The sequence below is a fragment of the Delftia sp. ZNC0008 genome (genome assembly GCF_000799035.1).
Taxonomy (GTDB): domain Bacteria; phylum Pseudomonadota; class Gammaproteobacteria; order Burkholderiales; family Burkholderiaceae_C; genus Comamonas; species Comamonas tsuruhatensis.
Genome location: NZ_JTKZ01000838.1, coordinates 1 through 7,037, shown reverse-complemented (window position 1 = coordinate 7,037; position 7,037 = coordinate 1). Strand labels below are relative to the sequence as shown.

Genomic DNA, 7,037 nt, shown 5'->3' with positions numbered 1-7,037 from the left:
CCGCGTCTGGATGTGGCGCTGCACATCGGCCTCGGACGGCAGGGCGTCGCCTTGCAGCAGCGGGTGCAGCGGTGCCAGGCCCCGGGCCTGGTGGTCCCGTTCTGTGCGCTCGCGCCGCGCAGGATCCTTGTTCACGAAGGCGCGCACCAGGGCGTCGGCCTTCTGGAAGGCGGGGCGCAGCGCCGGATCGGCCAGGCGCTTTTCCATGGCGGGTTCGCCGCCGCCCGCGCCCAGGTCACGGCTGGTTTCGTCCACGACGAACTGCAGGTCGGGCCTGGCGTCCTTCCAGTTCAATTCCTGGGCCACGGCCTGGGGCGCCTCGGCCTTGCCGGGCCTGAAGCTCTCCCAGGTCCACAGTGCCATGCCCACCAGCACGAGCAGGGAGAACACCAGCAGCACCACGCGCACCACCTGCACCAGCAGGTCCTCGATCCTGCGCAGCATGTTTGTAATCATCGGATTCCTCGGTTGGTTCGTAAAACAAGGGCGCGTCCGGCCCGCCTGCAGGCCTGTTCTGTTGCTATTGATTTGAAAGCACCGGACGCAGACGCGCGAATTCTAGGAAGGCTGCCGCGCACGCGCGCACCGGTTCTCAATGTTTTACATTTCGCGCCAAACTCGAAGTGTGCATGTGCTCCCGTGGCATGCGCCGTCCTGCAATGGGTGTCTGCCGGATGGCGGGATGTTCATGGCCGCAGGGCGCATGGTTCTCCCGCTTGCGGGCGCGCTGGCTTTGGGCCTACCGGCTGTAGCGGCTTCCCGAATCCGCTGTAATGCTCGCTTTGATTTCTGACTGACTAGAGAGGGCTCGCCCATGACCAAAACGTCGCTGGATAAATCGAAGATCAAGTTCCTGCTGCTCGAAGGCATCCATCCTTCCGCACTCGAAGTGCTGCGCAACGCGGGCTACACCAATGTGGAGACCGTGACGGGCGCGCTGGAAGGCGAGGAGCTCAAGCGCAAGATCGCCGACGTGCACTTCGTCGGCATCCGTTCGCGCACGCAGCTGACGGCCGACGTGTTCGCCGCCGCGCAAAAGCTCGTGGCCGTGGGCTGCTTTTGCATCGGCACCAACCAGGTGGACCTGGACGCGGCGCGCGAGCGTGGCGTGGTGGTCTTCAACGCGCCTTACTCCAACACGCGCTCGGTGGCCGAGCTGGTGCTGGCCGAGGCCATCCTGCTGCTGCGCGGCGTGCCCGCCAAGAACGCCTCCGCCCACCGCGGCGGCTGGCTCAAGAGCGCCGAGAACTCCTACGAAATCCGCGGCAAGACGCTGGGCATCGTGGGCTACGGCTCCATCGGCACCCAGCTGTCGGTGATGGCCGAGTCGGTGGGCATGCAGGTGCTCTTCCATGACGTGTCCACCAAGCTGCCGCTGGGCAATGCGCGCCAGGCCGCATCGCTGGCCGATCTGCTGGCCGGCAGCGACATCGTCACCCTGCACGTGCCCGAGCTGCCCTCCACCCAGTGGATGATCGGCGCCAAGGAAATCGCGGCCATGAAGCCCGGCGCCATCCTGATCAATGCCTCGCGCGGCACCGTGGTGGAAATCGAGCCGCTGGCCGAGGCCCTGAAGGCCGGCAAGCTGCTGGGCGCCGCCATCGACGTGTTCCCCACCGAGCCGCGCAGCAACAAGGATGAATTCGTCTCGCCCCTGCGCGGCCTGGACAACGTCATCCTGACACCGCACGTGGGCGGCTCCACCATGGAGGCCCAGGCCAACATCGGCCTGGAAGTGGCCGAGAAGCTGGTCAAGTACAGCGACAACGGCACCACCACCTCGGCGGTGAACTTCCCCGAAGTGGCCCTGCCCGCCCACCCCGGCCAGAACCGCATCCTGCACGTGCACCACAACCAGCCCGGCGTGCTGTCGGCCATCAACCAGGTGTTTGCCGAGAACGGCATCAACATTGCCGGCCAGTACCTGCGCACCGACGAGAAGGTGGGCTATGTGGTGATCGACCTGGCAGCCCAGTCCTCGGGCCTGGCGGTCGAGAAACTGACCCAGGTTCCCGGCACCATCCGCTGCCGCGTGCTGTTCTGATGGCCAGGTTTCAGGATGCTGCGCTTGGGCGCACTTCCTGAAACTGGCGCATTGCCGGCTCGCCCTATCTGCCCGGCTGCAGCAGAAGCCGCATCAGGTCCGTGCGCGTGATCAGGCCGGTCAGCCGGCCTTCGCGCATCACGGGAATGCAGGGCACGCTGTGCCGGGCCAGGGCGTCCAGCAACTGGCCCACGGGCGTGTCCTCGTCCACGCTGAGTTCAGGCGCATGAACCAGCTGGGGCAGCTCCGACAGGCGGGGCGCGGCCCGGGTCTTGCCGGGCAGGCGCTGGCCCAGCCAGTTCAACAAAGAAGGTTTTGCCGCAGATTCGGCCGGGCGCACGGGGCTCATCCACAGCCACTCGTACAGCTCGGCACGGGAGACCGTGCCGGCCAGGCCGCCATCGGCGTCCAGCACCGGCAGGCTCTTGGCCGGGTGCGCGCGAAAGCGTGCGGCCACGGCGTGCACGTCGTCGTCCAAGGAGCAGCTCACGGGATCGCGCGTCATCAGCTGGGCGCAGCGCACGCCGCCCAGGCGGTGCTCGATGGCGGTTTCCTCGGCGGCGGCCAGCAGCTCGGCCAGGTCGTCGGCTTCCAGGTTGTTTTCCTGGCCGAAGCGCAGCAGCAGCGCCTCCAGATCGGCATGGGACAGGCCCAGGCGCGAGGCATGGCGATGGGCCGAATCGGCGGGCGAGGCCTTGGGCGCCGTGTCGGCATGGTGGGGATAGCGCCGGCCCGTAGCGCGGTGGAGCGCCGTGGCCGCCAGGACCAGCGCCAGCGTCAGCGCGCCCACGGGCACGAAGGGCAGCATCCAGCCGGCGGCCAGCGAGGCCTTGGCATTGAGCACCGTCAGCAGGGCCATGGCGCCACCCGGCGGATGCAGCGAGCGCGTCAGCAGCATGCAGCCTATGGCGCCACCCACGGCCAGCGCAGGGGCCAGCTGGGGAGGGCTCCACTGCAGCACGAACAGGGCCCAGAGCGCAGACACCGTATTGCCCACCACGCAGGACCAGGGCTGGGCCAGCGGGCTGGTGGGCACGGCGAACAGCAGCACGGCCGTGGCGCCCAGCGGCGCGAACAGGCGCAGGGGAAGATCCCAGGTGCCCGCATGCGCCAGCCAGACCAGGGCCGTGGCCAGCCCCATGCCCACGATGGAGCCCATGGCCACGCGCCACATGTCCGCAGGCGCGGGGCGCGGCACCACCGGCCCCCATGCTTTTCTGTTCCAGCCCATGGCCTTGTTGTCTTGTTGTCTTTGCCTGCGCGGCCCCGGGGCAGGGCTGCAAAAGCGCGTCATTTTAGGAAGGGACGCCGCTCTTGCTGGCAACATGGGCTTTGCACTGCCTTGGTGCAAACCTGGAAGATTCAGTCCACCACGGACTGGTACACGCCCTCGCGCATCACCCAGCGGTAGGGAATGCGCTGGGCCATGGACTGCATCATGAGGATGGCGAACAGGTCCTCCTGCGGATCGATCCAGAAGAAGGTGCCGTAGATGCCGCTCCATGAAAAGTCGCCCACGCTGCCCGGCAGCGGGTTGAGGCCCGGCGCCGTGCGCACCGCAAACCCCAGGCCGAAGCCCTGGCCCACCTCGGGCGAGGGCCGCTGGGCGCCGAAATACGCCATGTCCGGCCCCATGCGCACGCTGGCGGGCAGGTGGTTGGAGGTCATCAGCTCCACGGTCTTGCGCGAGACCAGGCGCACGCCGTCCAGCGTGCCGCCGTTGCGCCAGAACAGGCACAGCCGCGCGTAGTCGGCCATGGTCGAGACCATGCCACCGCCGCCCGACTCGAACATCATGGCGCGCGTGACCGGGGGGATGGGCGGCATCTGTTTCTGCGGCCCTTCGGGCTGGGGCCGCGCGGCGCGTGCGATCTCGCTGTCGGGCGCATGAAAGCCCGTGTCGGCCATGCCCAGCGGCCCGGTGATGTGCTCGCGCACGAAGGCGGCCAGCGTCTGGCCGCTGACCACCTCGACCACGCGGCCCAGCACATCGGTGGACATGCCGTATTCCCAGGTCTCGCCGGGCTGGGCCACCAGCGGCAGCTGCGCGAGCCTGGTGATGAACTGCGCATTGGTGAACTTGCCGCTGAACAGGCCCGCATCCAGGTACATCTTCTTGACGGGGTGCTCGGTGCCGGCGAATCCATAGGGAATGCCGGAGGTGTGGCGCAGCAGGTCCTGCAGCGTGATGGAGCGTGCCAGCGGCGCGCGCTCCAGGCCCACGCGCAGCGCGGCCAGCTCGGGCAGGTACTGCTCCACGGGCTCGATGATGGACAGCCGACCCTGCTCGGCCAGCATCATGATGGCCAGCGAGGTGATGGGCTTGCTCATGGAGGCGATGCGGAAGATGGCATCGGGCCGCATGGCCGTGCCGGCCTCGGGGTCCAGCAGGCCGAAGCTCTCCAGGTAGGCCAGCTTGCCGCGCCGTGCCACCAGGGCCACGGCGCCCGGGATCTCGCCGGTGTCCACGCCGCGCTGCAGCCGGGCCGACAGGCGCGCCAGGCGCGCGCCGCCCAGGCCTACGGCTTCAGGGGAGTCGGCCCAGGGCAGGCCGGGGATGTGCAGGCGGTCGGTGCTGGTGGTCATGCTGTCTCCTCAGGTGCGATGGCAGGGATTCTGGAGACATGCAGGCGCAGGCGCTGTTCGGTGCGGGACAGCCGGCGCGGAGCGTGCACACGAAAAAAAGCCCGCCACGGTGGGCGGGCTTGGTGGGCCGGGTGGACCGTGCGTGTGGTCAGGCCAGCTTGGCCTTGAGCAGCTCGTTGACCTGCGCCGGGTTGGCCTTGCCCTTGGAAGCCTTCATGACCTGGCCGACCAGGGCGTTGAAGGCCTTGTCCTTGCCTGCGCGGTACTGCTCCACGTTGGCCGGATTGGCGGCGATCACCTCGTCGATGATCTTCTCCAGCGCGCCCGTGTCGTTCATCTGCTTGAGGCCCTTGGCCTCGATGATGGCGTCCACGTCCTGGCCCTCACCTGTCCACAGCGCCTCAAACACCTGCTTGGCGGCGTTGTTGGAGATGGTGCCGTCGCCGATGCGCGCGATCAGCGCGGCCAGCTGGGCGCTGGAGACCTTGGCGGCCTCCATGCCGATTTCCTCGGTGTTCAGGCGGCGCGAGATCTCGCCCATGATCCAGTTGCTGGCCAGCTTGGGCGCATTGCAGGCCCGGGCCGTGTCCTCGAAGTAGGCGGCCATGGCCTGGCTTTGCGTCAGCGTGGTGGCGTCGTACTCGGGCAGGCCATATTGCTCGACAAAGCGCGCGGCCATGGCGCGCGGCAGCTCGGGCATGTCGGCCCTGACCTGTTCCACCCACTCGGGCGCGACCACCAGCGGCGGCAGGTCCGGGTCGGGGAAGTAGCGGTAGTCGGCCGCGTCTTCCTTGGTGCGCATGGAGCGCGTCTCGCCCGTGTCGGGGTCGAACAGCACGGTGGCCTGCTGGATGCGGCGGCCGTCCTCGATTTCCTCGATCTGCCAGCGGATCTCGTAGTCGATGGCCAGCTGCATGTTCTTGAAGCTGTTGAGGTTCTTGATCTCGCGGCGCGTGCCCAGCGGCTGGCCGGGCTTGCGCACGGAGACGTTGGCGTCGCAGCGAAAGCTCCCTTCCTGCATGTTGCCGTCGCAGATGCCGATCCAGGTCACGATCTGGTGCAGCGTCTTGGCGTAGGCCACGGCTTCTTCCGTGCTGCGGATGTCGGGCTCGGTCACGATCTCCAGCAGCGGCGTGCCGGCGCGGTTCAGATCGATGCCCGACTGGCCGATGAAGTCCTCGTGCAGCGACTTGCCGGCATCTTCCTCCAGGTGGGCGCGCACCAGGCGAATGGTCTTCTTCTCGTCGCCGAGGAAGAAGGACACCTCGCCGCCCTGGACCACGGGAATCTCGAACTGCGAGATCTGGTAGCCCTTGGGCAGGTCGGGATAGAAGTAGTTCTTGCGCGCGAAGATGCTGCGCGGCGCAATGTGCGAGCCCAGCGCCAGGCCGAGGCGGATGGCGCACTCGACGGCCTTTTTGTTCATCACCGGCAGCGTGCCGGGCAGCGCCATGTCCACGGCGCAGGCCTGGGTGTTGGGCTCGGCGCCAAAGGCGGTGCTTGCGCGGCTGAAGATCTTGGACTGGGTGGCCAGCTGGGCGTGGGTCTCGAAGCCGATGACGACTTCATAGCCCTGGATGAGTTTCGCGGTCATGGGGTCTCAGATGCCCTTCGGAGCTTGAAGGTGGAAATCGGTGGCCTGCTGGAAGCGGTGGGCGGCGTTGAGCAGCTGGCCTTCCTTGAAGTAGTTGCCGATCAGCTGCAGGCCCACGGGCATGCCGGCCTCGCCAAAGCCTGCGGGCACGCTCATGCCGGGCAGGCCGGCCAGCGACGCGGGCAGCGTGAAGATGTCGGCCAGGTAGTTGGCCAGCGGGTCGCGCTGTGAGCCCAGCTGCCAGGCCACGGTGGGCGCGGCGGGGCCGGCGATCACGTCGCACTGCTGGAAGGCGGCCTGGAAGTCGTCGGCGATCATGCGGCGGATCTTCTGCGCCTGCAGGTAGTAGGCGTCGTAGTAGCCCTCGGACAGCACGTAGGCGCCGATCATGATGCGGCGCTTGACCTCGTCGCCGAAGCCTTCGGCGCGGGTCTTCTTGTACATGTCCACCAGGTCCGTGTAGTCCTTGGCGCGGTGGCCGAACTTCACGCCGTCGAAGCGCGACAGGTTGGACGATGCCTCGGCCGGGGCCAGGATGTAGTACACGGGAATCGACAGCTCGGTGCGCGGCAGCGAGATCGGCACCAGGCGGGCGCCCAGCTTCTCGTATTCCTTGAGCGCGCCATCCACGGCGGCGCGCACGTCGGCCGACAGGCCTTCGCCGAAGAACTCGGCGGGGATGCCGATGCGCAGGCCTTCGATGCCGTCGTTCAGGCGGGCCGTGAAGTCCTCGGCGGGCACGTCCAGGCTGGTGGAGTCGCGGTCCAGGTCGGGGCCGCACATCTCGGACAGCAGCAGGGCGCAGTCACGCGG

5 protein-coding genes and 1 pseudogene are annotated in these 7,037 nt (G+C 67.9%); 1 reads left to right on the top strand and 5 read right to left on the bottom strand.

Annotated elements, in window-relative coordinates:
* Positions 1-456 (bottom strand): annotated as a pseudogene (locus L995_RS26835) (hypothetical protein); the annotation flags it as partial.
* A gap of 358 nt (positions 457-814) precedes the next feature.
* On the opposite strand from L995_RS26835, the gene serA reads away from it, so the two are divergent.
* Positions 815-2,044 (top strand): phosphoglycerate dehydrogenase, encoded by a 1,230-nt coding sequence (serA, locus tag L995_RS26830; RefSeq protein ID WP_012202286.1) that lies wholly within the window; start codon positions 815-817, stop codon positions 2,042-2,044.
* Between the two features lie 64 nt (positions 2,045-2,108).
* Here the strand turns inward: serA and L995_RS26825 are convergent, their stop codons facing one another.
* From L995_RS26825 to L995_RS26810, 4 genes are all read right to left on the bottom strand, one after another.
* Positions 2,109-3,275 (bottom strand): HPP family protein, encoded by a 1,167-nt coding sequence (locus L995_RS26825; protein WP_047474392.1) that lies wholly within the window; start codon positions 3,273-3,275, stop codon positions 2,109-2,111.
* A 131-nt stretch (positions 3,276-3,406) separates the two neighbouring features.
* Positions 3,407-4,630 (bottom strand): serine hydrolase domain-containing protein, encoded by a 1,224-nt coding sequence (locus L995_RS26820; RefSeq protein WP_047474390.1) that lies wholly within the window; start codon positions 4,628-4,630, stop codon positions 3,407-3,409.
* Positions 4,631-4,778: 148 nt separating this feature from the next.
* Complete coding sequence (gene gatB / locus L995_RS26815) at positions 4,779-6,224, bottom strand: Asp-tRNA(Asn)/Glu-tRNA(Gln) amidotransferase subunit GatB (protein WP_046238954.1); 1,446 nt, start codon at positions 6,222-6,224, stop codon at positions 4,779-4,781.
* Between the two features lie 6 nt (positions 6,225-6,230).
* Positions 6,231-7,037: amidase (locus tag L995_RS26810; RefSeq protein ID WP_047474388.1), on the bottom strand; the 807-nt coding region annotated here is incomplete at its 5' end.

What these genes read in the sequence shown, in the direction of transcription:
- L995_RS26820 (WP_047474390.1), bottom strand. Translation starts at nt 4,630, where the DNA reads ATGACCACCAGCACCGACCGCCTGCACATCCCCGGCCTGCCCTGGGCC.
- serA (WP_012202286.1), top strand. Translation starts at nt 815, where the DNA reads ATGACCAAAACGTCGCTGGATAAATCGAAGATCAAGTTCCTGCTGCTC.
- gatB (WP_046238954.1), bottom strand. Translation starts at nt 6,224, where the DNA reads ATGACCGCGAAACTCATCCAGGGCTATGAAGTCGTCATCGGCTTCGAG.
- L995_RS26825 (WP_047474392.1), bottom strand. Translation starts at nt 3,275, where the DNA reads ATGGGCTGGAACAGAAAAGCATGGGGGCCGGTGGTGCCGCGCCCCGCG.